This window comes from Mesorhizobium sp. B1-1-6 (assembly GCF_006443035.1).
GTDB lineage: Bacteria > Pseudomonadota > Alphaproteobacteria > Rhizobiales > Rhizobiaceae > Mesorhizobium.
Genome location: NZ_VFWR01000002.1, coordinates 349069 through 371330 on the forward strand (window position 1 = coordinate 349069; position 22262 = coordinate 371330).

Annotated in this window: 24 protein-coding genes and 1 tRNA gene; 15 read left to right on the forward strand and 10 right to left on the reverse strand. The window is 64.1% G+C overall.

Annotated features, from left to right (window positions below):
- The first annotated feature begins 75 nt into the window (after positions 1 to 75).
- From FJ979_RS05345 to FJ979_RS05355, 3 genes are read left to right on the forward strand one after another with little or no spacing between them, the layout of a single operon-like run.
- Positions 76 to 1587 (forward strand): ABC transporter ATP-binding protein, encoded by a 1512-nt coding sequence (locus FJ979_RS05345; RefSeq protein WP_140580187.1) that lies wholly within the window; start codon positions 76 to 78, stop codon positions 1585 to 1587.
- The gene (locus FJ979_RS05350) at positions 1587 to 2642 is read left to right on the forward strand and encodes an ABC transporter permease (protein ID WP_140492557.1); all 1056 of its coding nucleotides are present in this window, start codon (positions 1587 to 1589) and stop codon (positions 2640 to 2642) included. The genes FJ979_RS05345 and FJ979_RS05350 overlap by 1 nt, the downstream gene beginning before the upstream one ends.
- A complete protein-coding gene (locus tag FJ979_RS05355) occupies positions 2639 to 3583 on the forward strand; it encodes an ABC transporter permease (RefSeq protein WP_140492554.1) in 945 nt (314 codons plus the stop codon). The genes FJ979_RS05350 and FJ979_RS05355 overlap by 4 nt, the downstream gene beginning before the upstream one ends.
- 43 nt (positions 3584 to 3626) lie before the next feature.
- Here FJ979_RS05355 and FJ979_RS05360 read toward each other — a convergent pair whose 3' ends face one another.
- Positions 3627 to 4394, reverse strand: a complete 768-nt coding sequence (locus FJ979_RS05360; RefSeq protein WP_140580188.1) for an SDR family oxidoreductase — start codon at positions 4392 to 4394, stop codon at positions 3627 to 3629.
- Positions 4395 to 4686: 292 nt separating this feature from the next.
- Here FJ979_RS05360 and FJ979_RS05365 point away from each other — a divergent pair, with 292 nt between their 5' ends.
- Entirely contained in the window at positions 4687 to 4842 is a 156-nt protein-coding gene (locus FJ979_RS05365; protein WP_140492547.1) for a hypothetical protein, read from the forward strand.
- Between the two features lie 137 nt (positions 4843 to 4979).
- Positions 4980 to 5927 (forward strand): LLM class flavin-dependent oxidoreductase, encoded by a 948-nt coding sequence (locus FJ979_RS05370; protein WP_140580189.1) that lies wholly within the window; start codon positions 4980 to 4982, stop codon positions 5925 to 5927.
- A gap of 98 nt (positions 5928 to 6025) precedes the next feature.
- Here FJ979_RS05370 and FJ979_RS05375 read toward each other — a convergent pair whose 3' ends face one another.
- Positions 6026 to 6700: an isochorismatase family cysteine hydrolase gene (locus tag FJ979_RS05375; RefSeq protein WP_140580190.1), complete on the reverse strand. Its 675-nt coding sequence runs from the start codon at positions 6698 to 6700 to the stop codon at positions 6026 to 6028.
- Positions 6701 to 6919: 219 nt separating this feature from the next.
- Between FJ979_RS05375 and FJ979_RS05380 the strand changes: the two genes are divergently transcribed.
- Genes FJ979_RS05380 through FJ979_RS05395 form a run of 4 tightly spaced genes read left to right on the forward strand, consistent with a single transcriptional unit; the run spans position 6920 to position 10108 of the window.
- Positions 6920 to 7711: an ATP-binding cassette domain-containing protein gene (locus tag FJ979_RS05380; protein WP_181168544.1), complete on the forward strand. Its 792-nt coding sequence runs from the start codon at positions 6920 to 6922 to the stop codon at positions 7709 to 7711.
- A gap of 55 nt (positions 7712 to 7766) precedes the next feature.
- On the forward strand, positions 7767 to 8687 hold the full coding sequence (gene exbB / locus FJ979_RS05385; RefSeq protein WP_140580192.1) for a tonB-system energizer ExbB: 921 nt from the start codon (positions 7767 to 7769) through the stop codon (positions 8685 to 8687).
- A gap of 12 nt (positions 8688 to 8699) precedes the next feature.
- Entirely contained in the window at positions 8700 to 9167 is a 468-nt protein-coding gene (gene exbD / locus FJ979_RS05390) for a TonB system transport protein ExbD (protein WP_140492534.1), read from the forward strand.
- The gene (locus FJ979_RS05395) at positions 9164 to 10108 is read left to right on the forward strand and encodes an energy transducer TonB (protein ID WP_140580193.1); all 945 of its coding nucleotides are present in this window, start codon (positions 9164 to 9166) and stop codon (positions 10106 to 10108) included. The genes exbD and FJ979_RS05395 overlap by 4 nt, the downstream gene beginning before the upstream one ends.
- Positions 10109 to 10182: 74 nt before the next feature.
- Here the strand turns inward: FJ979_RS05395 and FJ979_RS05400 are convergent, their stop codons facing one another.
- The 5 genes from FJ979_RS05400 to FJ979_RS05425 all read right to left on the reverse strand — a co-directional run bounded on the left by FJ979_RS05400 (position 10183) and on the right by FJ979_RS05425 (position 13723).
- Positions 10183 to 10506 (reverse strand): hypothetical protein, encoded by a 324-nt coding sequence (locus FJ979_RS05400; protein WP_140580194.1) that lies wholly within the window; start codon positions 10504 to 10506, stop codon positions 10183 to 10185.
- A 252-nt stretch (positions 10507 to 10758) separates the two neighbouring features.
- A complete protein-coding gene (locus FJ979_RS05405) occupies positions 10759 to 11010 on the reverse strand; it encodes a hypothetical protein (RefSeq protein WP_140513987.1) in 252 nt (83 codons plus the stop codon).
- Positions 11011 to 11079: 69 nt separating this feature from the next.
- A complete protein-coding gene (locus tag FJ979_RS05410) occupies positions 11080 to 12174 on the reverse strand; it encodes a SagB/ThcOx family dehydrogenase (RefSeq protein ID WP_224655812.1) in 1095 nt (364 codons plus the stop codon).
- Between the two features lie 401 nt (positions 12175 to 12575).
- Positions 12576 to 13322, reverse strand: coding sequence for a helix-turn-helix transcriptional regulator (locus FJ979_RS05420; RefSeq protein ID WP_140524635.1), 747 nt, complete (start codon positions 13320 to 13322; stop codon positions 12576 to 12578).
- 325 nt (positions 13323 to 13647) lie between these two features.
- Positions 13648 to 13723, reverse strand: a tRNA-Ala gene (locus FJ979_RS05425).
- 136 nt (positions 13724 to 13859) lie between these two features.
- Here FJ979_RS05425 and FJ979_RS05430 point away from each other — a divergent pair.
- Both FJ979_RS05430 and FJ979_RS05435 read left to right on the forward strand, forming a co-directional pair.
- Positions 13860 to 14150 (forward strand): YggT family protein, encoded by a 291-nt coding sequence (locus tag FJ979_RS05430; protein WP_140492518.1) that lies wholly within the window; start codon positions 13860 to 13862, stop codon positions 14148 to 14150.
- Positions 14151 to 14163: 13 nt separating this feature from the next.
- A complete protein-coding gene (locus tag FJ979_RS05435) occupies positions 14164 to 14481 on the forward strand; it encodes a DUF167 domain-containing protein (protein WP_140580195.1) in 318 nt (105 codons plus the stop codon).
- A gap of 3 nt (positions 14482 to 14484) precedes the next feature.
- Here the strand turns inward: FJ979_RS05435 and FJ979_RS05440 are convergent, their stop codons facing one another.
- From FJ979_RS05440 to FJ979_RS05450, 3 genes are read right to left on the reverse strand one after another with little or no spacing between them, the layout of a single operon-like run.
- The gene (locus tag FJ979_RS05440; RefSeq protein WP_140492512.1) at positions 14485 to 15366 is read right to left on the reverse strand and encodes a MurR/RpiR family transcriptional regulator; all 882 of its coding nucleotides are present in this window, start codon (positions 15364 to 15366) and stop codon (positions 14485 to 14487) included.
- A 24-nt stretch (positions 15367 to 15390) separates the two neighbouring features.
- Positions 15391 to 16458, reverse strand: coding sequence for a sn-glycerol-3-phosphate ABC transporter ATP-binding protein UgpC (gene ugpC, locus FJ979_RS05445; protein ID WP_140580196.1), 1068 nt, complete (start codon positions 16456 to 16458; stop codon positions 15391 to 15393).
- 2 nt (positions 16459 to 16460) lie between these two features.
- Entirely contained in the window at positions 16461 to 17231 is a 771-nt protein-coding gene (locus FJ979_RS05450; RefSeq protein ID WP_140580197.1) for an SDR family oxidoreductase, read from the reverse strand.
- Between the two features lie 281 nt (positions 17232 to 17512).
- Here FJ979_RS05450 and FJ979_RS05455 point away from each other — a divergent pair, with 281 nt between their 5' ends.
- The 4 genes from FJ979_RS05455 (at position 17513) to FJ979_RS05470 (ending at position 22167) form a co-directional block, all read left to right on the forward strand.
- On the forward strand, positions 17513 to 18745 hold the full coding sequence (locus tag FJ979_RS05455) for a sugar ABC transporter substrate-binding protein (protein WP_140580198.1): 1233 nt from the start codon (positions 17513 to 17515) through the stop codon (positions 18743 to 18745).
- Positions 18746 to 18871: 126 nt separating this feature from the next.
- On the forward strand, positions 18872 to 19741 hold the full coding sequence (locus tag FJ979_RS05460) for a sugar ABC transporter permease (protein ID WP_140580199.1): 870 nt from the start codon (positions 18872 to 18874) through the stop codon (positions 19739 to 19741).
- Positions 19738 to 20562: a carbohydrate ABC transporter permease gene (locus FJ979_RS05465; protein WP_140580200.1), complete on the forward strand. Its 825-nt coding sequence runs from the start codon at positions 19738 to 19740 to the stop codon at positions 20560 to 20562. The genes FJ979_RS05460 and FJ979_RS05465 overlap by 4 nt, the downstream gene beginning before the upstream one ends.
- Positions 20563 to 20640: 78 nt before the next feature.
- Complete coding sequence (locus tag FJ979_RS05470; RefSeq protein ID WP_140580201.1) at positions 20641 to 22167, forward strand: M81 family metallopeptidase; 1527 nt, start codon at positions 20641 to 20643, stop codon at positions 22165 to 22167.
- Positions 22168 to 22262 lie beyond the last annotated feature (95 nt).

Consider the following 22262-nt stretch of genomic DNA (forward strand, 5'->3'; position numbering starts at 1 on the left):
CGCTTCGCTGCGATCGCAAACCGACCCTCCCCACAAGGGGGAGGGTGAAGCAGAGCCATCTCCGCAGGAGCGCCCTTGCCCGCCCCGCTCATCGAAATGCACGGCATCACCAAGAGTTTCGGCGCCGTCAAGGCGAACGAAGCCGTCGACCTCAGCGTGGCGCCCGGCGAGATCCTCGGCTTGCTGGGCGAGAACGGTGCCGGCAAGACGACGCTGATGAACGTGCTGTTCGGCGCCTATGCGCCCGACGCCGGCGAGATCCTCATCCAGGGCCGGAAGGTGCGGATCACCAGTTCGGCCGATGCACTGGCCGCGGGCATCGGCATGGTGCACCAGCATTTTCACCTGGCGCCACGGCTTACGGTGCTGGAAAACCTGCTTATCGGCATACCAGGCAAGTCCGGGCGGATCGACCGGTCCGGCGGACTGGCGCGGTTGGCCGAAATCAGCCGCCAGCACGGGCTGACACTCGATCCCAGCCTGCCGGTCTCGGCGCTGTCTGTCGGAGAGCAGCAACGTCTCGAGATCGTCAAGGCGCTGTTTCGCGGCGCAAAACTGCTGATTCTCGACGAGCCGACCGCGGTGCTGGCGCCGAGCGAAGTCGACGGTCTGTTTTCGGCCTTGCGGTCGATGGCGGCGCAGGGTCTGGGCATCATCTTCATCTCGCACAAGCTCAACGAGGTGCGCGCGCTCACCCATCGCTGCACGGTGCTGCGGCATGGCCGCGTCGCCGGCCGCGTCGACGATCCGGCCAACACCACGTCGGCGGAAATGGCGCGACTGATGTGCGGCCACGAGATCGTGCCGCCGGCCAAGGGGCCGTCGACACCGGGGGCAGCGGTGCTCACTCTCGACGGCATTTCCACCTCGAGCCATTCGGGCACGCCGCTGCGCGATGTGTCGCTTTCCGTGCGCGCCGGCGAGATCCTCGGCATTGCCGGTGTCTCCGGCAATGGCCAGCGGGCACTGGCGGAGGTGATCTCGGGCGTACGCGCCCCCGATGCCGGTCGGATGACGATTGCGGGACAGAAAGTGTCTCGCTTCTCGCCGCGCGAGGTGCAGGCGCTGGGCCTTGGCCGCATCCCGGAAGACCGCATGACGACGGGACTGGTTACCAATTTGCCGCTCGCCGATTCCATGGTGCTGCCGCGCATCGGCACCGCCGCTTTCAGCAGCAAGGGCCTGCTCAAGCCGGATGCGATCCGCGCCTTCGCCGAGGCGCAGATCAAGGCCTATGATATCAGATGCCCCGGGCCGATGACGCGCGCCGGCGCGCTGTCCGGCGGCAATCTGCAAAAAGCGCTTTTGGCGCGCGAGCTCGCCTTCGATCCGAAGGTGCTTGTCGTTTCGCAGCCGACGCGCGGCCTCGACATCGGAGCCGCCCGCTTCATTCATGAAAAATTCCTCGACATGCGCGCCAAGGGCTGCGGCATCATCGTCATCGGCGAGGATCTGGAAGAGTTGCTCGTGCTCTGCGACCGCATCGCGGTGATGTATGAGGGCCGCATCGCCGGCACGCTTCCCAGCGCCGAGGCGACGATCGCACGGCTGGGGCTGCTGATGACCGGGGCGGAGGGCCATAGCTGATGTTCCGCCTCGAAGTCCGCAGCTCGACGCCAGCCTGGTTCAACCTCGCATTGCCGCTGCTGGCGATCGGTGCCGCGCTGGTGCTGTGCAGCGGCCTGATCGCGCTGGCCGGCGCCGGCGTGCTCGAATCCTACGGCGTTATGTTCACGGCTTCGCTCGGCGACAGCTATGCGATCACCGAAACGCTGGTGCGCGCCGCGCCCATGATCTTCACCGGGCTGGCGGTGGCTGTCGCCTTCCGCGCCAAATTCTGGAACATCGGCGCCGAAGGGCAACTGCTTGCCGGCGCGGTGGCGAGCTGCTTCGTCGGCGCGATCCCGATGCCGGGACCGCTCGCCATGCTTTTGATGGCTCTGGCAGGCGCTGCGGCCGGTGCAGCCGTCGCGCTCGTGCCGGCAACACTGCGGGTGAAATTCAAGGTCGACGACGTCGTCAGTTCGCTGCTGCTCAATTCGGTCATCTATTACGCGCTGATGGCGCTGATCGAAGGGCCATGGAAGGATAGTTTCAGCGGCTATCCGATCTCGCCGCCGATTGAGGATTCGGCCAATTTTCCGGTGCTGATCGAGGGCACGCGGCTGCATCTCGGCGTCATCGCGGCGCTTATCGCGGCACCGCTGATATGGTTCCTGATCGTGCGCACCACGCTCGGCTTCCGGATCCGGGTCACCGGCGAAAATCCGGAAGCGGCCAGATATGGCGGCATCAATGTCCAGCGGGTGCTGCTCTCGACGGCGTTGCTGTCCGGTGCGCTAGCCGGGCTCGCCGGCGTCGGCGAGGTCGGCGGCGTGCATTTTCAGGTGATGAGCGACATCTCGCCGGGCTACGGCTATTCCGGCATCGTCGTTGCAATGCTGGCGCGGCTCAACCCGCTCGGCGTGGTGCCGGCGGCGATCTTCCTGGCTGCCGTGATGACCGGCGCCGAGGCGATGTCGCGCGCGACCGGCGTGCCGGCCTTCCTCAGCGATGTCATCCAGGGCACGGCACTGCTTGCCATGCTGGTGGCGCTGCTGTTCACCACCTATCGCATCCGCCGCGTCGGAGCCTCCCGATGAGCGCGGTGTTCGAACAGATCTTCCAGGTCGGCTTCTTGGCCGCCATCATCCGCATCGCCACGCCCTTGGCTTTCGCCACCCTCGGCGAAATGTTCTCCGAGCGCGCCGGCGTGCTCAATCTCGGGATCGAAGGCATCATGCTGTTGTCGGCGATGGCCGGCTTCACCGCCGCCAGCCTCAGCGGCAACCTGTGGCTGGGCGTCCTGGCGGCGGTGCTGACCGGCATGCTGATGGGGGCGCTGCATGCGCTGTTCACGGTGGCGCTGGGCCTAAGCCAGCATGTCTGCGGCATCGGCGTGACGCTGCTTGCGTCGGGTCTGGCCTATTTCCTCTACCGGCTGATCTTCGGCCAGCAATCGGTGCCGCCGAGCATCAACGGTTTTCAGACGCTGCCGATCCCGGTCCTCTCCGACATTCCCGTGCTTGGGCCGGCGGTGTTCAACCAGTTCGCGCTGGTCTACATGGCGATCCTGGCCATCCCTATCGCCGCCTTCGTGCTCTACCGCACGCCATGGGGGCTGTCGGTGCGCATGGTCGGCGAAAACCCGCGCGCCGCCGACTCCGCCGGCGTCAGCGTCATTGTCACCCGCTTCCAGGCGGTCATTCTCGGCGGGGCGCTGATGGGGCTGGCCGGCGCCTTCCTGTCGATGGCGCAGTTCAACGCCTTCACCTTCGGCGTCGTCTCCGGGCGCGGCTGGGTGGCGATCGCCCTGGTCGTGTTCGGCCGCTGGGACCCGTGGCGCTCGGCGGGGGCCGCGCTGCTATTCGCCTTTGTCGATGCCTTGCAGTTGCGCATGCAGGCGAGTGGTCTCGGGCATATTCCCTACGAGGCGTTCCTGATGCTGCCTTTCATCTTCACCATCGTCGCCATGGCGGTGATGTCGCGCAACGCGGTGGCGCCGTCGGCGCTGCTGAAGCCGTTTCGACGGGAAGAACGATAGACGAGTAGGGCTTGGGACGAAGACCCTGGACCTTTGGGACACCTCACATCGCGGTAAAACCATTGTCGACGAACAGATGGGCCCCGTTGACGAAGCTCGATTCGTCGCTGGCGAGGTACAGCGCCGCCTTTGCCACCTCTTCCGGTTCGCCGATCCGCCCCTGCTGCGCAGCCAGCGCCGCGTCGGAGACATCGACGCCGAGCTTGCCCAGATCGGCGATCTCGCGCAGCCCATGCGGTGTGCGGATGAAGCCGGGGCAGACGGCGTTGCAGCGGATGTTGCGGTCGCGGAATTCCACGGCGATGGCGCGCGCGAACATGTGACAGGCGCCCTTGGTGGTGTCATAGAGCACTTCGTTCGGCGTCGCCGCCACCGCCGAGATCGACGAGGTGCAGACGATCGAGCCGCCGCCGGCCGCGATCATGCCGGGCAGCACGGCGCGGGTCATCAGGAACATCGAGCGCACGTTGACGGCATGCAGCCAGTCCCATTCCTGCACGCTGGTCTCCAGGAACGGCTTTATCACGATGGTGCCGGCATGATTGAACAGGACGGTAACCGCGCCGAACTTCTCGGCCGCGCCCTTCACGGCCGCCTCGACCTGCGCCTCGTCGGAAACGTCGGCGACAAAATGCTCGGCGATTTGGCCGCGCGCCCGGATCGCCGCGGCGGTGGCTGCCGCCGCTTCGCCATTGCGGTCGATGATCGCCACCTTTGCGCCTTCCGCCGCGAACAGTTCCGAGGCCGCCCCGCCCATTCCCGTCGCGCCGCCCGAAACGATGGCGACCTTGCCGGCCAGTCTTGCTCCCATTTCCTTGCTCCTCCCAAATGTCCTTTGGACGATCTCGCATTGTCGCTCTGCCGCGATGCTATCCTGCCCGCGCGGGGCAGCCAATGCACGAATGGATCGGCAAGTGAAGCGCCGTCGAGCGCCGGAAGTGAAACCGACGCTGCCATGTCCGTCGATCACGCCGATGCCGCTCTGCAGCAACTCAGCGCCAGTTCTCACGGCGCTGTTAGAAAAAAATTCTGCGCATGGCCGAAAAATAGCAATCGACAAAGTCTACAACTTTTATAGATTAACCGGCGAGACGGAGGTCGACATGTCCTATATGCAGAACACCGAGACCCGCAGCAGCGGCCAGAGGCTGGCCAATGCCCAGAGCTTCCGCCCGGCCTATGCCGGTGCTTTCGCCTATGTCGTCTTTGCCCTTGCGTTCGTGTTCACCGGGGCTGTTGTTCTGGGCCTCATTCCCTGAGCCGTGGTCCGGCCAGGCTGACGACCCACCGCCTTCAGGCAATCGGAGTTGAATGAACAGGATCGCGGTGCGCTTTCGCGTGCGCCATTGATTCGTATTTGACCGCATCCGTGATTCCAGAGATGGAGGAGATGGCAATGCCGATCGAATTCACGCATGTGCCCGGCAAGACCCATCCTGCCGATAGCGCAGTTTCCTTTTTCTACGACTTTGCCGAGACGGCGACCAGGCTGGCGCTGATCGAGGATGGCGGTTTCCGCAACCTCGTCGTCGACGATCCGGCCGGCCTGCTGACCAATATGGATCTTGCCGCCCAGGTGCTGGACCGCAGCTCGTCGCTGGAAGTGGTCCTCACCCATTGGGCCGGCGTGGTCGAACCGACCGTGGCGGCGCGGCAACTTGCCTCGATCGACGCCCGCAGCGGCGGCCGCCTGGCGCTCAGGATGATCAGCGAGCCGTTAAGCGACGACGATGCCGAAGCGCGTCCGGTCGGACACGGTGTCCTCTGGCAGCGCATCGACGAATATCTGGTTCTGTTGAAGCGGCTATGGTCGAACGAGCAGCCTTTCGACCATGAAGGCGCGTTCTACAGCATCAAGGGCGGCTATGTTCCGCGCAAGGGGCCTCATGGTGCCGACCTCGTCATCCGCATGGGCGGGCAGTCCGGCACGGCACTGAAAGTGGCCGGCCGGCATGCCGACGTCTTCGAACTGGCGCCCGGTTCGATCGACGATGTCAGGCAGTTGATGGAGCGTGTGCGCGGCGCCGCCGCCGAACATGGCCGGGCCGCCAGACTACGCTTCGCCCTTCCGGTCCGCATCCACCGGGGAATTTCCTCGGCAGGGCACAAGGCGGTCGATGTCTCCGGTCCGCCGGCCCAGGCCGCCCTGTCGCTGCTTGCTTACGCGGCTCTCGGCATCGATGAATTCATGATCGTCGGTGTCGACACGCCGCGCGAGATCGCGACAGTCGGCCGCGAGACGATCGCGCTGCTGCGCAATTCGCTGGCGCGGCGTGAAAGCGGCGAGTTCCAGCATGGGGCTTTCGCGCAGCGCACGGGACTGGAAACACGGGCAACGGGCTGAACTGCGGAGAAATTTCCTTTCCAACCGCTCTGGCCTGCCGGAGGGTGCTATCCTGCCGTGTCTATGACGTGCGAGGCTGCTCTGCGGTACCTAATCCTTTAACGCGCCTTGTTACCCAGCCGTGACAGGCCTTCAATGACTGCACCAGAATCCGCCAGCACGCCGAAGACGCCGTCTTCGACCGTCACCATGTGAAGGGCCGCCTCATGCGCCCGTCTGTCGCCGCTGGCGCAGGCGTCGGAGATCGTCAAGCACTGGAAGTTGCGATCGCAGGCTTCGCGCAGCGTCGTGTGCACGCAGACATCCGTAGTGCATCCGCAAAACAGAAGATGCGTGATGCCTCGCGCGCGCAGCACGAGCTCGAAATCCGTATAGGTGAAGGCGCCGTTGCAGGTCTTGTCGACGATGATGTCCTGCGGCGCGACGTCGATCTCCGCAACGATCTGAAAACCCGGACCCGAACGAAGCAGGATCTCGGTGCCGTCGAGGCCGGCCCGCCTGCGGCGCCATTTCTCGTACGGCGTCATGTCGGCCATGTCGGCCCGGTAGCCCTGCCTTGTATGGACGATGCTGACGCCCGCCTCGCGGGCAGCGGCGATCAGCCGGCTCACCGCGGGCAGGATCGCTCTCAACGGCGATGGATCATATCCCTTCCTGGCGAAGTAACCCGTCGTCGACAGGAAATCCTGCTGCAGGTCGATCACGACCAGCGCGGTGTTCTCGGCCACCAGCCTGCCGTCATAGGGAAAATCGAAGGGTGTCGCCTTGATCATGCGCGGTTTCCTGTTTCAGCGAAGACCTTAGAGCGGTTCATCGCTTCACGGAAACGCTTCCTTGCCTGAAATTCGAAGCGGCATCAGGCGTCACGATGTCTTGTTGATGCAAAAACTCAACTTCATTGTTGACTAGTAAAGTCATGTTTCATAGTCAACCGGGCACGGCTGCCGAAAACCGGATTGATGACATGCCCGCAGCCGTACTGGAGACGGACCTTGACCGGAATTGACACCCAGACTGCTTTCCACATCGACACGGTGCGCTTTGCCGTGGGCGAGCGGACGCTGCTCGGTCCGGTTTCGCTCGAATTGCAGTGTGCGCGCGTCTACGGGCTGATCGGCCACAACGGGTCCGGCAAGTCGACGCTGGTCAAGCTTTTGGCGCGCCAGCAGCCGGCAAGCTCTGGCGCCATCACCTTCGCCAGGCGGCCTTTGGCCCAGTGGGGTGCGCGCGAACTGGCGCGGGCGCTTGCCTATCTGCCGCAGACGACGCCGGCGGCGACCGGCTTGACCGTGCGCGAGCTGGCGGCGCTCGGACGTTATCCGTGGCATGGCGCGCTCGGCCGCTTCGGCCAGGACGACAGACGGCATGTCGAGGAAGCGCTGGCCCTGACCGACATGGCCGGCTTTGCCGACCGGCTGGTCGACGAGCTGTCGGGCGGCGAGCGCCAGCGCGCCTGGCTCGCCATGCTGGTGGCGCAGAATGCCGGCGTCATGCTGCTCGATGAGCCTATCTCGGCGCTCGACATCGCCCATCAGGTCGAGGTGCTTGGGTTGGTCAGGGATCTCAGCCGCAAGCGCGACCTTTGCGTCGTCGTGGTGCTGCACGATCCCAACATGGCGGCGCGCTATTGCGACGAGCTGATTGCCCTGAAGGACGGCAGGCTGCTGACGCGCGGCACGCCCGGCGAAATCATGCAAGGCGATGTGCTCAAGGGCATTTTCGGGGTCGAGATGGGCGTGTTCGCGCACCCCGTCACAGGCCAGCCCGTCGGCTACGTCCAGTGACGCTTCAGCGCCACGGCGGGGGAGACCGGCGGCTGTGAGAACGAGGAAGAAGACGATGTCGAGAACCGGTTTGGTCGCAGCGCTGTTTGCATCCGCCATGCTGGCGGCCGCCAGCGCGCCGGCGCAGGAGCAGCCGGCAAGCGGCACGCCCGCCACCATTACGGCGCCAGCACCATCGCCGGCCGCGCCCGCCGCTCCCGTGGGAGCCCTAGCGCCTGCACAGCCGCAAGCCGGGGCCGGTACGGCGGCCGAGCCCTCGCCGGCGCTGAGCTTGCCGCACGATCTGTCGCCATGGGGCATGTTCATGGCTGCCGACATCATCGTCAAGGCGGTGATGATCGGGCTGGCCTTCGCCTCGCTCGTCACCTGGACGATATGGCTGGCCAAGTCGCTGGAAGTGCTTGCCGGCAAGCTTGGCGCTCGTCGCGCCGCGCGGGCCATCGGCAATGCCGCGACGCTGAAGCAGGCGAGCCGCGCGCTCGACCGCAACGGCGGCACCGGCGCCCTGCTGGTGCGGGCGGCGGAGGAAGAAGCGGCACTTTCGGCCGGCGCGCTCGACCATGCCGGCGGCGACGGGCTGAAGGAACGGGTCGCCTCGCGCCTGACACGCATCGAGGCGGCGGCGGCGCGACGCATGTCGCGCGGCACCGGCCTGCTGGCGACGATCGGCTCGACCGCGCCTTTCGTCGGTCTGTTCGGCACGGTATGGGGCATCATGAACGCCTTCATCGGCATTTCGCAGGCGCAGACCACCAATCTGGCGGTGGTGGCGCCGGGCATTGCCGAAGCCCTTCTCGCCACCGCAATGGGGCTCGTCGCCGCGATACCGGCCGTCGTCATCTACAACGTCTTTGCGCGCTCGATAGCCGGCTACCGGCAGATCCTCGCCGACGCCTCGGCTGGCGTCGAGCGGCTGGTCAGCCGTGACCTCGATTTCCGCACGGTGGCGCCGGCAACGGCGCTGGCGGCGCAGTAGCGGGGCAAGACCATGGGCAGCCGCATCCGTCAGACCATGGACGACGATCTCGAGGAAAGCCACGAGATCAATGTCACGCCCTTCATCGACGTCATCCTGGTGCTGCTGATCATCTTCATGGTCGCAGCGCCCTTGGCGACGGTGGATGTCAATGTCGACCTGCCGGGCTCGACCGCGACGCCGGCGCCGCGGCCGGAGACGCCGCTGTTCCTGACGTTGAAGGATGACCTCTCGCTAGCGATCGGCAACGACACCGTGCCGCGCCAGGTTTTCGCCGCCACGCTTGACGGCAGGACCAAAGGCGACAAGCAGGCGCGCATCTTCCTTCGCGCCGACAAGGCGGTTGCCTATGGCGACCTGATGGAGGCGATGAACCTGCTGCGCGGCGCCGGCTACCTGAAGATCGCCCTGGTCGGCCTGGAGGCTGCGCCCGCCGGCGGTGCTCCCGCAGCGGATCCAGGCGGAGCCGCTGGTCCATGACCGGGCAAGCGGCCGCCTCGCCCACGGTGGAGCTGTCGCGCCTCGGCTGGCGCGACCTCGGCCTGTGGGCGGTTGCGGCCGCGCTGGTGCTTGGGGCGCATGTTGCGGTCGCCTATGCGGTACAGAGCTTCACTCCGGTCGACCCGGCGGATGGCGGGCCGCCGCCGGCGCTGGCCATCGAGATGGCGCCGATGGTCGCGACGCCGGCCGTGCCCGAACAAGCCGCGATGTTGGACGCCGCTGTGCCCGACCAGGCCGAGCCGGTCGAGGACACCGAAAAGGCCGCCGAAGCCGAGCCCGAGAAAATGGCCGAGCAAGCGGAGCCCGTTGCCGAGCCGGATGCAACGCCGCCTGACACGACCGAACCGACTGAAACGACGCGGGCTGAGCCGGCCGACCAACCCCCGCTTGAAGAGATCGTCCCTGACATGGTCGAGACGGTCGCGCCTGACGTCGTCGTGCCGCTGCCGCAGCCGAAGCCGGTCGAGACGCCCACGGAAAAGAAACCCGTCCAGGCCAAGGTGAAAAAGCCGGTCGAGAAGCCCAAGCCGAAAAAGGATAAGGCGCCGCCGAAGACGATAACCGCCGCGAGCGCGGAAGCAAAGCCCGCCCCCAGGACAGCGGCGCCGAAATCGGCGTCCGGGGCGTCCGGCGTCAGCCCGGCCAAGTGGGAATCGCGGCTGCTGTCATGGATCAAACGGCATACGCGCTATCCGAGCGCCGCGAAATCGCGACGCTCGCAAGGCAATGCGAACGTCACCTTCACGGTGGACGCCTCAGGCCGGGTGACGTCGGCGCGCGTCGTCCGCTCCTCGGGCGATCCCGACCTCGACCGCGCCGCGCTCGCCGTGCTGCAGGGCGCCACCGTGCCGCCGCCGCCGCCGGAGCTGGGTTCGCGCGTCAGCCGCACGGCGCCATTCGTATTCAGCCTTCGGAACTGATGCATGTCGCCCAAGACTGAACCCGGTTCAGGAGAAACGACATACACGGATCAAAGCAAGGTCGAACGGTCGGCCTACCGATAGCTCATCGACAGACACAGGGCCTCGACCTGCTCGAGGTAGAAGCGGCATCTCATGCGCAGGATCCTGAGGTTCGGATCGTCGGCGCCGTTGATCTCGATGGTCTGCATCATGAAGTCGAAATGGGCATGGAAGGCATCCACCGCCCCCCAGAGACTGTCGGCGTGCCAGGTGTCGGCTATCGCCGTGGAAACCAGTTGGCGCGCTTGAAGGCGCGCCACATCCGGCGATGCCGGCCGGCTGGCGATCAGGGCATGGAGGCGGCTGAAGACACTTTCACCGGCATCGGCGCTTTTGATGGCTGCGATCATGTTCATTTGTGGGTTCCCCTCAGGTCGTCGTGCATAAAGGCCGGTTCGGCGGGCTGCGGGCGATCATTGCAGCGATCGCGGCGACATCGGCCGGCCGGCCTTGGATGATGTTGCCTCTGCGCCCGCGTGTTCCAACCAAACCAATAGGCCATCTCGATGCGGTCAAGCCGACGGCGGCCTTCCTCAAGGACGGCAGCAGGCCTTGCCGCGCACGTCCCGGGGCACGCCATTGCGCACCGAGATGATGGCCGGATCTGGCTATGCTCTCCTCGGCTGGACGCGATTGTCTTTCGCCTGCGTCCTGGGGTGCATCGAATTGCCGCTGAGCTGCGGATGCCTCGCCGGCCGGGCGCCGCGAAGGACGTCGAAAGCCTCGGCATAAGCCATGCCCAGCAGATAGGACATCATGGGGAAACGGCTTGCTTCGGCCATCTGCACCAGCTCATTGGCCATCGACGCGATATATTGGAGACTGTCGATCTCGGACTGGCGTAGGGATTGGTTGGCCACTTGCTGCTCCTGTGATGTGGTGGAATTCAGGGGACCCCCTCACCGGGCACTCTGAACATAATCAATCGGCTAATTGATCGACCCCGCTGCCGGGCGCGGATCGGTTTCCGGGATAGACAGTGTCAAGGCGTAGATGGGCGCGTCGGTGAGCCGGTCGAGGCCGAGCAGGCGCTTGATCGCCGAGTGGCTGAGCGCCGCGGTCGGGCAGGCCGACAGGCCGTGCCTGGTCGCTGCAAGCATCATGTTCTGGCCGATATGGCCAGCTTCGATCAGCACGACACGATAGGCGTTGGCGTCCTCATACTTCCACATGGTGCGGTCGAGCCTTGCGCAGAGCAGGACCAGGCAGGGCATGGGGTCGGCCCATTCCTGTCCGCCGACCAGCTCGGAGACTTTCGGCAGGTGGTTCGCCGAAATCCTTTCAAGATCGTGTCCGACAGCCGAGTAGTGATAGACGCCGGGCTCCAGCCCTTCCACCGCCGGCGCGACCACATAGGCTTCGTAGGGGTTTCTCGCGCCGCCGGAAGGGGTCATGCCCAGCGGCAGGGCGCCAACGCAGTTGCTGGTCTCGCCGGTGATGCCCATGCCCGCGAACAGACAGTCGGAAAGCTGTTTCGCGGTGATGGTGGGCGCCGCCGCCGTTCGGTTCGTGCGACGCTGCGCCATCAGGGCAATGAGTTCATTGTCGTCCAGCGCGTCCGGCAGCCGGATGGCCGCCGCGGAATTCCTGAGCACGAGGTCGGGCTGCACGGTGTGACCGGCGCGTTCGATCTGCCGTGCCTCCGCCTGTTCGATGGTCATGAACTCGCTGTCCTGGACGCAGAAATGCATCAGCGCGGTCGGAATGCCCCAGTTCCATTGTCCCGAGAATTGGCTCTCCTGTTCGGCCAGTTGCGACCCGGCGGTCACCAGTGCGGAAAAATCGAGCAATTGGGGGATGACGGCATCCAGCTCTGATCGCGACCATCCGTGGTCCCGCGCGATCTCCGCGGCGGATGCCCATTTGTCCCAGGATGCGAGAAGACCGATCACCTCGGAACTGCATTCGAAGACGCTTCTGGTCAGGAAATTGCACGCCGTGACCTTGTTGGCGCCGGGGTAGAAGACAAGCGTTTTTGCGGAGCGCATTTTCATGATGCCGAAAGCCGAATGCAGAAATGTCATTGCGAAGGCGAGGCGCCGACGAACAACCGTCGCCGGCGCCTCGGGCAGCTCAGCGCTTGTTGTAGTGCATGCCCTGCGAAAAGAAGACGGTCTGGGTGCCTGCGGCAATCGTCAGCTTCGGAGCAGTGTTCACTTTCTTCGCCATTTTCATCCCTTCCTGACCCCCAAATGGGATCTGTTGAAAAGATCCCCAAAAACGGGATCCACGGGCGGAAGGTAAGATCGAAAGAGTTAATGGTTTGTTAAAATGGTAGTAAAACTGCATTAATCTAAATTATCTTTCTTAGCCCTAAAGTACAAAAAATCGATTTTACTCACATACGGAGTAGATGACTGCCGGCATACGCTATTTCCGGATAGAGTTATTCTTATTTAGCGTAAAAGGGAAGATTCTGACGCGATCAGTCCAGCCCCTCCCGAGCGAGGCTGACCACGAGCTGGTCGAGGCTCGGGTCGTCGAGCTTGACGACGTGCGCCATGCGGATCGCCTGCCGCGGGCCGATGGATACGTCCTGCCGCATGATGACCGACACGAAGGCCGGCCCGGCTTCCGTCAGAAGCATGGCCTTGCCAATCAGTACCGGTTCCGAGATGGGAGCCCACTGCACCGAGATCAGCGATGGTTCACCGGTCTGGCGGCGATTGACGCCGCTGAAGTAGATCCAGTTCAGGCGCGAGATCGCCACGCCGTAATGATTGCCGCGCGCCCGCGCCCACGTCGTTCCCCGGCGCTCCGACCATCCGGTAACCCTTCGGAACGTCACCAGCTCGGCGTCGCGCCGCACGAAGGTCACCGACCGCATCAACAGGTCGGGGCGGGCCGGGATCGAAAAATAGGTGAAGTAGGTGCCGCCCGCGATCGACGGGGCGGGCGGCCGGATCATTTGGTTGAACAGGCTTTCGGAAATCGGTGGCAGGCCACGAACCGCAGGCTTCGGCGCGCCCGGTTCCCGGTACAATTCGGCTTCGTCGATGCGGAAATAGTCGCAGATCAGCTTGGCTGTCGCCTTGTTCGGAACGGTCTGTCCCTGAAGGTAGCGTTCGAACTGCGTGCGATTGATGCCCAGTTCCCGGCATACCGCGCTTACCGAGGCATGCTCCTTACAGAGCCGTCTGAGATTTGCAGCGAGATACTCGCGAATTGACACGTTTTGCTTCCGCGGGCGGGTTCTTCATATCGACTTCCAAATCCGTATAGCGCCGTCAGCCGCCCCCACCGAAACGCCTTGCTACAACACACAGAAAAAACTGATTTGGTAATGTCACTCTAATGGGGTGGATTCCAAAAAAAATAGCGCGATTCCATAGCGATCACCGCCATAAGTCCAATTGACAGGCGTTTGCCCCGGAAGGCTCTCGCAATCCTTCATGATGGACGGAAAAGGGCGCCAGTGTCGTGACATTTCGCACCGTAGCCACCGACGTGGGTTCGGCTGTTGCAATGCAGCGAAGAGAAGAAAACGACTATCCCGCTGGTGGAGCTGAGGGGGATCGAACCCCTGACCTCGTCATTGCGAACGACGCGCTCTCCCAGCTGAGCTACAGCCCCGTCCAGCGGATGGCGCATTTATCGGGCACGGCAGTTTTCTGTCAAGGCGACGTTTTGCCGAAATCCTGGCGGCCGAAGCCTGCCCTTGCCGGTTTCGCGCGCAATGGCTACATGTCGGCAACAATTGGAGACCGGCATGCTCGCCCTCATTCAAACAATCGTCATGGCGCTCGACCTCTATTGGTGGGTCATCATCATCTCGGCGATCTTTTCCTGGCTCTATGCCTTCAACGTCGTCAACTCGCGCAACCAGTTTGTCGGCAGCATCGGCAATATGCTCTACCGGCTGACCGAACCGGCGCTCAGGCCGATCCGACGTTTCATGCCGGACCTTGGCGGTATCGACATCTCGCCGATCATCCTGCTGCTGATCCTGTTCTTCCTCAGGCAGTTCCTGCTCACCACCGTGGCACCGCTGGTGCTGTGAACCCGATGCTCGCATGAGTGCCCCGTTCCGCATCCGCGAGAACGGCATCGAATTGTTCGTCCGGCTGACACCGAAGTCTTCCATGGACAGGTTCGAAGGCATAGAGACATCGGCTGATGGGCGAAGCCATTTGAAGGCACGGGTCCGCGCCGTGCCCGAAAACGGCGCCGCCAATCGAGCGCTGGAGAAGCTGGCCGCCAAGACGCTTGGAGTGCCGGCCTCGGCCGTTTCGGTTGTCGCCGGCGGCACGGCACGGCTCAAGACGCTGCGCGTGACGGGTGAACCCCAGGTGCTGATGCAGCGCATCGAGGCACTCAGTGCTTCGGCCTGAAGTTCAATCGCCCAGCGGCAAACGCGGATCGTCGACCTTCAGCGTGTTCACGCTCTGCTTGATGCGGCGCAAATTCTCCAGCACCTTCGGGCCGCGCGTCTCGGCCACCGACGTGACGATCATGTCGACGATCGCCAGCAGCGCATAGCGCGACGATGTCGGCTTGTAGATGTTGCCGTCCTCGAGCGGCTGCAAATGGATGACGGTGTCGGCGGCCCTGGCCAATGCCGAGTCCGGCGCGGTGACGGCGACCGTTGTGGCGCCATATTGCTGCGCGACCTGCACCGCCTCGATGACCGACCGTGCATAGCCGGAAACCGAGAAGGCGACCAGCGTGGTGTCGGGCGTGGCCACGGCGGCGTACATGCGCTGCAATTGCCCGTCGATCTGCGCCAGCACCGGCAGGCCCAGCCTGAACAGCCGGTTCTGCATCTCGGTCGCCATCATCGAGGAAATGCCGCCGGAGCCGACACACAGCACGTTGCCTGACGTGGCAATGCGCGCGGCGACATCGACCAGCGTCGTCATGTCGAGGTTTTCGCTGGCGCGCTGGATGGCCGATATCGCCGCCTCGGTGATGGCCGATGCGATGCGCTGCTCGCGGGCGTCGCGGCTCAGCGGCTCGGGCGACAGATACTGTCCGCCAATGGCGATCGCCTGCGCCAGATAGAACTTGAAGTCGCGCAGGCCTTCGCAGCCGAGATTGCGGCAGAAGCGGGTCACCGTCGGCTCGCTGACGCCGACGCGCGCGGCGATCTCCGAGATCGCCGCCTTGGAGGCGAAATCGAGATCGGACAGGACCAGGCCCGCCAGCCGGCGATCCGACTTGGTGCCGTCCTGCGACATCAGCTGCAACCGGGTGATGATGTCGGCCGGTGTCTTCATACCGGTGTCTTCACGCTTGTGCTTTCATAGAGGCAGGCCCGTCGCCTTGTCGAAAAGATGGACGTTGCGCGGCTCGACCGAGACCGGCAGGCGGTCGCCCGGCTTCACCTGCATCCGGTCGCGGAAGACGACGCGCACCGTATCGCTGCCAATGGCGCCGTAGACATGGGTTTCGGAGCCCGTCGGCTCGACGACGTCCACCTTGATGGTCATCGCGTCGGCAGCTTCGCCGATGACAAAATGTTCGGGCCGGATGCCGGCCTCCACCGCGCCGCCTGTCGGCACCTCTTTGCCGGCAAGCGCAAGCCTTCCGCCGCCAGTCGATTCGAACCAGCTGTTCGTGGCCGTCGTCTTGAGGGACCCGGAAACGAAACTCATCGAGGGCGAGCCGAGAAAGCCGGCAACGAACTTGTTGGATGGCCGGTCATAGAGCTCCAGTGGCGGCCCGACCTGCTGGATCCGGCCGCGATCCATCACCACGATGCGGTCGGCCATGGTCATGGCCTCGATCTGATCGTGGGTGACATAGACGACCGTCGATCTCAGTCTCTGGTGCAGCGCCTTGATCTCGGTGCGCATCTGCACCCGCAATTGCGCGTCGAGGTTGGACAGCGGTTCGTCGAACAGGAAGACCGAGGGTTCGCGCACGATGGCGCGGCCCATGGCGACGCGCTGGCGCTGGCCGCCCGACAATTGCCGGGGGTAACGGTCGAGATAGGAGAACAGGTTGAGGACGCCGGATGCCTTCTTGACCTTGTCCTCGACCGTGGCGCGGCTCTCGCCGCGGATTTTTGGCCCGAAGCCGATATTGTCGGAGGCCTTGAGATGCGGAAACAGCGCATAGGACTGGAAGACCATGGCGATGTTGCGCTGCTGCGGCGGCAGGTCGTTGGCGCGCACGCCGCCAATGACGAGATCGCCCGAGCTTATCGTTTCCAGTCCGGCCAGCATGCGCAGCAAGGTCGACTTGCCGCAGCCGGACGGGCCGACCAGCACGACAAATTCGCCGCTCTCGATGTCGAGGTCGATATTCTCGAGGATGCTGTGCTGGCCGAAGGATTTCGAAAGGCCGCGGAACTGGACGTCGGTCATGGTCACGCTCCCACTATGTCGTCGATGAACGGCAGGCAGCCGGCGGTCAGGCCGGCATCCACCGGCATCACCACGCCCGTTACGCCGGACGCCCGGTCGGAGGCAAGAAACGCCACGGCTTCCGCCACCTCCGAGGCATTGACGATGCGGCCGAGCGGATATAGCCGCTGGAGCTTGCCGAGAATGTCGGGGTTCTTGGCCAGGCGATGGTCCCAGGCGGCGGTACGGATCGATCCCGGACAGACGACATTGGCGCGAACGCCGCTGCGGCCGAGCTCGACGGCGATCGCCTTGGCATAGGCGTTGATACCGGCTTTGGCGGCGGCATAGGCGGGGTTGCCGAAATGGGCGATGGCGTTGACGGAAGAAATGAAGACGACGCTGCCCGAACCGCGCGCCGCCATCGCCTTGACCAGCGGGTCGGCAAAAGTCATCACGCCGGTCAGGTTGAGGTCGACTTCCTGCCCTATCCTGTCGGTCGTCAATGCGCCGAGCGTCTCCGCGCGCGTCCAGCCGGCATTGTTGATCAGGATGTCGGGCACGCCGTCCTTGTCGAGCACGGCCGCGACGGCTGCCTCGACCGAAACCCGGTCGAGAAGGTTGAAGACATGGCGCGAGGCGAGGTGCGGGCTTGCCAACGCCTCCTCCGATTGATCGCAACCGACCACCCGCGCGCCTCTTCCGGCCAGCAACGCGACGATCGCCGAGCCGAGGCCACCGCCGGCGCCCGTGACAACGACAGTGCGGCCTTCGAATTCGGCTTTCGAAACCACGGCGCTTGCTCCTCCGGCAGTTAGAGCAATTCCAGAAAAGTGTATACGGTTTTCCGTCCGGAATTGCGTCAAAACAAAGAGTTAGAGTGGTTCTCCGTTTTCTGTGAAACGGGGAACTGCTCTAGGTAGATGCCGGCAGGCTAGTGAATGGAATGTAATTAAGCAACACGATAATCTGCTTGCGTGCGGCCAGATCCTCGATAATGTAGGAAAGTCACATAATCCTGCGCCAACATCGGCGTGAGGAGCGCAAAAGCGCGGAACAAAATGGGAGAGATCGGATGAGCATTGCGAAATGGACTGTCGGCTTGATGGCCGGAATGAGCATGCTGGCCTTCGCGGCACAGGCGCAAGCCGGCGAGGTGCGCGTCACCGTCGCCGAATACAGCGCCAAGACCGGCCCCTACTTCGAGGAGGTCAAGAAGGAGTTCGAGGCAAAGAACCCCGGCATCACGGTCAAGTTCGAAGTGGTGCCGTGGGATGTGCTCTTGCAGAAGCTGACCACCGACATCACCGCCGGCACCAATGCGGATCTCTCGATCATCGGCACGCGCTGGCTGATCGACTTCGTGCAGCAGGACGTCGCCGAGCCGCTCGACAGCTACATCACGCCAGACTTCAAGGGCCGTTTCATCGACACGTTCCTGTCGCCTTCGATCATGGACGGCAAGACCTACGGCCTGCCGATCGCCGCTTCGGCGCGCGCCATGTATTACAACAAGGAGCTGTTCGAGAAAGCAGGCATCGCCAAGCCTCCGGCCAATTGGACCGAGCTGCAGGAGGACGCCCGCAAGATCAAGGCGCTGGGGTCCGGCACATTCGGCTTCGGCCTGCAGGGCAAGGAGATCGAGACCGACGTCTACTATTACTATGCGATGTGGTCATACGGCACCGAGATCCTCAACAAGGACGGCACATCGGGCTTGAGCACGCCTGGCGCGCTCGAAGCCGCCAAGCTCTACAAGTCGATGATCGACGAGGGCCTGACGGAGCCCGGCGTCACCTCCAACAACCGTGAGGACGTTCAGAACCTGTTCAAGCAGGGCAAGGTCGGCATGATGATCACCGCACCCTTCCTGTCCAACCAGATCAAGGAAGAGGCGCCGAGCCTGAAATACGGCGTGGCGGCTATACCCGCCGGCCCGACCGGCGAGCGCGGCACCTATGGCGTCACCGATTCCATCATCATGTTCAAGAACTCCAAGAACAAGGACGAGGCCTGGAAACTGCTCGACTTCCTGTTCACCACGGAACAGCGCGCCAAGTTCACGCAAGGCGAGGGCTTCCTGCCGGTGAACAAGGAAGAGGCCAAGATGGACTATTACGTCAACAATGCCGACCTCGCCGCCTTCACCGCGCTTCTGCCCGATGCCCGCTTCGCGCCGGTCATCCCGGGCTGGGAAGAGATCGCCCAGATCACCTCGGACGCGATCCAGAAGATATACCTCGGCGGCGACCCGGAGGCAGGTTTGAAGGATGCGGCGGCGAAGGCCAACGCCGTGCTGAAGAAATAGGGCGTATCTCCCTGCGCCCGTGGCGCGCCCCACTCAGGCGGGGCGCGCCACATCTTTGGTCTCCCGATCCGAAATCCGCATAAGCAGAACCTTCCGATCCCGTGCGCCGAGGTTGCAGGCCAGCCGATGCAAAATCGCTTCTTGCCCTATCTGCTGACCTTGCCCAGCCTGTTCCTGGCGGCAATCGTGATCTTCTGGCCGGTCTGGGACCTGATCCAGATCGCCACGCATGACGTCAACCGCTTCGGCCAGCTGCGCGAATTCAGCGGCCTTGCCAATTTCGCCGCCCTCACCACCGATCCCGATTTCGTCGCGGCACTGTGGCGCACGGGGATATGGACCGTGCTGGTGGTTGGCGGCGCGCTGCTTCTGTCGATCCCGGTCGCGATCATCCTCAACACCGATTTTTACGGCCGCGGCCTTGCCCGCGTCATCATCATGCTGCCCTGGGCGGTGTCGCTGACCATGACGGCGGTGGTCTGGCGCTGGGCGCTGAGCGGCGAAAGCGGCATGCTGAATTCGGCGCTGCTCGGCCTCGGCCTGATCGATCACAATGTCCAATGGCTGGCCAGCGCCGAGACGGCGTTCCCGATGCAGGTGCTGATCGGCATATTGGTGACGGTGCCGTTCACCACGACGATCTTCCTCGGCGGCCTGTCTTCGATTCCGGACGATCTCTACGAGGCCGCCGCGCTCGAAGGAGCGACGCCGGCACAGCAGTTCCGCGAAATCACCTTTCCGCTCCTGAAACCGTTCATCAACATCGCCATCGTGCTCAACACCATCTACGTCTTCAATTCCTTCCCGATCATCTGGGTAATGACGCAGGGCGGGCCGGCCAACTCGACCGACATCCTGGTCACTCACCTCTACAAGCTTGCCTTCCGCATCGGCAAACTGGGGGAGGCTTCCGCCGTGTCGCTGGTGATGTTCGCCATATTGCTGGTCTTCACCATGATCTATGTGCGCCTCGCCATGCGGGAGCAGCGCGTATGAGGAGCAAGCTGAAACGTACCGTCATCGCCTGGCTGCTGCTGGCGCCTTTGATCGTGGTGACGGTCTTCCCCTTCGCGGTGATGTTCCTGACCGCGGTCAAGCCGCGGCAGGAGGTGCTGTCGCCGACATGGTGGCCGAGCGAATTCCGCTGGTCGAATTTTGCCGACATGTGGGTGGCGACCGGCTTCGGCCGGGCGCTCGCCAATTCGCTCTATGTCTCGGTGATCGCCACCGTCGGGGCTATCCTGATCTCCGTGCCGGCGGCCTATGCCATGTCGCGCTTTCGTTTTGCCGGCTACAGCGCCTTCCGCCAGTTCCTGCTGATCTCGCAGATGATCTCGCCGATCGTGCTGGTGCTGGGCCTGTTCCGGTTGATGGCCGCCTGGGGGCTGGTCGAATCGACGACCGCGCTCGGCTTCATCTACATGGCCTTCAACGTCGCCTTCACCGTGTGGATGCTGCAGAGTTATTTCGACACCATCCCGCGCGATCTCGAGGAGGCGGCCTGGATGGAAGGCGCCGGCCGCTGGCTGACGCTGCGCAAAGTGTTCCTGCCGCTCTGCCTGCCGGCCATTGCCGTCACCGCCATCTTCACCTTCATCAACGCCTGGAACGAATTCGTCGTGGCGCTCACCATGCTGCGCAGCCAGGAGAGCTACACGCTGCCGATCCAGGTGTTCTCGCTGGTCGCCGGGCGCTACACCATCGAATGGCATCACGTCATGGCCGCCACGCTGCTGGCGACGTTGCCAGTGGCGATCCTGTTCATCTGGCTGCAGCGGTACCTCGTGCGGGGGCTGGCGCTCGGGGCCGTCAAATAGCAATTCCATTGAAAAAGTGTGTGGCGGTTTTCCGTCCGGAATTGCGAGAGCGAAGAGTAACCTGTCCACGGAGCTTTCATGCGCATCTTCACCGCCTCGCTGGCGACGGAAACCAACACCTTCTCGCCGGTGCCGACCGACAGGGCATCGTTCGAGATGGCCTTCTATGCCGGGCCGGGCAAGCATCCGGAGACGCCGACGCTGTGCTCCTCGCCGATCGTCGTGCTGCGCCGGCGCGCGGCCGCAGAGGGATTGACCGTCATCGAGGGCACCGCCACCTGGGCCGAGCCCGGCGGGCTGGTGCAGCGGCAGACCTACGAGGCGCTGCGCGACGAGATTCTGGGCCAGCTCCGAGCAGCGCTGCCGGTCGAGGCCGTCATTCTCGGCCTGCATGGCGCCATGGTGGCGCAGGGCTATGACGACTGCGAGGGCGACCTGCTCGAACGGGTGCGCGAGATCGTCGGGCCTGGCGTGGTGATCGCTTGCGAGTTCGATCCGCACAGTCATCTCACGCCCAAGCGCGTGGCGGCATCTGATATCATGGCCTATTTCCTCGAATTCCCGCACACCGACTTCTACGAGCGCGGCGAGCATGTCGTCGAGCTCGGCCTTGCCGCGGCGCGTGGCGAGATCAAGCCCGTCATCTCGACCTTCGACTGCCGCATGATCCAGGTGCTGCCGACCAGCCGCGAACCGATGCGCTCCTTCGTCGACCGTATCAAGGCGCTGCACGGCAGGGACGGCGTGCTGTCGGTCTCGGTCATCCATGGCTTCATGGCGGCGGATGTGCCCGAAATGGGCACGCGTATCCTCGTCGTCACCGACAATGACAAGGCCAAGGGCGACGCGCTGGCCGAAACGCTGGGACGCGAGCTCTACGCGATGCGCGAAAAGACGGCGATGACGATGCTGAGCGCCGGCGATGGCATCGATCGGGCGCTGGTGGTGCACGCTGAAAAGCGCGGCAGGCCGGTGGTCATCGCCGACATCTGGGACAATCCGGGCGGCGGCGTGCCGGGTGACGGCACCATCGTGCTGCGGGAGCTTTTGGCCCGCGGCATCGACAATGTCGGCGTGGCGACGATCTGGGATCCGGTCGCCGTGACCTTCTGCCGGGCCGCGGGCGAGGGCGCCGTCATCGACCTGCGTTTCGGCGGCAAGGCCGGGCCCCAGGCCGGCGAGCCGATCGACGCCCGTGTCACAGTGCTGAAAGTTCTCGCCGAAGGTTGGCAGAGCTTCGGGCCGAGCCGGGTGACGCTCGGGCCCGCCGCGTTGATCCGCATCGAGGGCACCGAGGTCGACATCATCCTCAACACCAACCGTACGCAGACCTTCGAGCCGGACATTTTTTCCAACATCGGCGTCGATCCGCTGGCCAAGGACATGCTGCTGATCAAATCGACCAACCATTTCTACGCCGGCTTCGAACCGATCGCCGCCGAGATCATCTATCTCTCGGCGCCGAGCGCGTATCCCAGCAATCCGGCGGTGACGGATTACAGGAAACTGAAGCGGGCGATCTGGCCAAGGGTGGCGGATCCGTGGAAGGACAAGGCTCCCCCTTCTTCCCTTGTGGGAGAAGGTGTCGCCGAAGGCGACGGATGAGGGGCGTTCCAGGGAACACCCACGCCTCACTCCGCTGGAACACCCCTCAACCGTCTCGGCGCTGCGCGCCGATCCACCTTCTCCCACAACAAGGG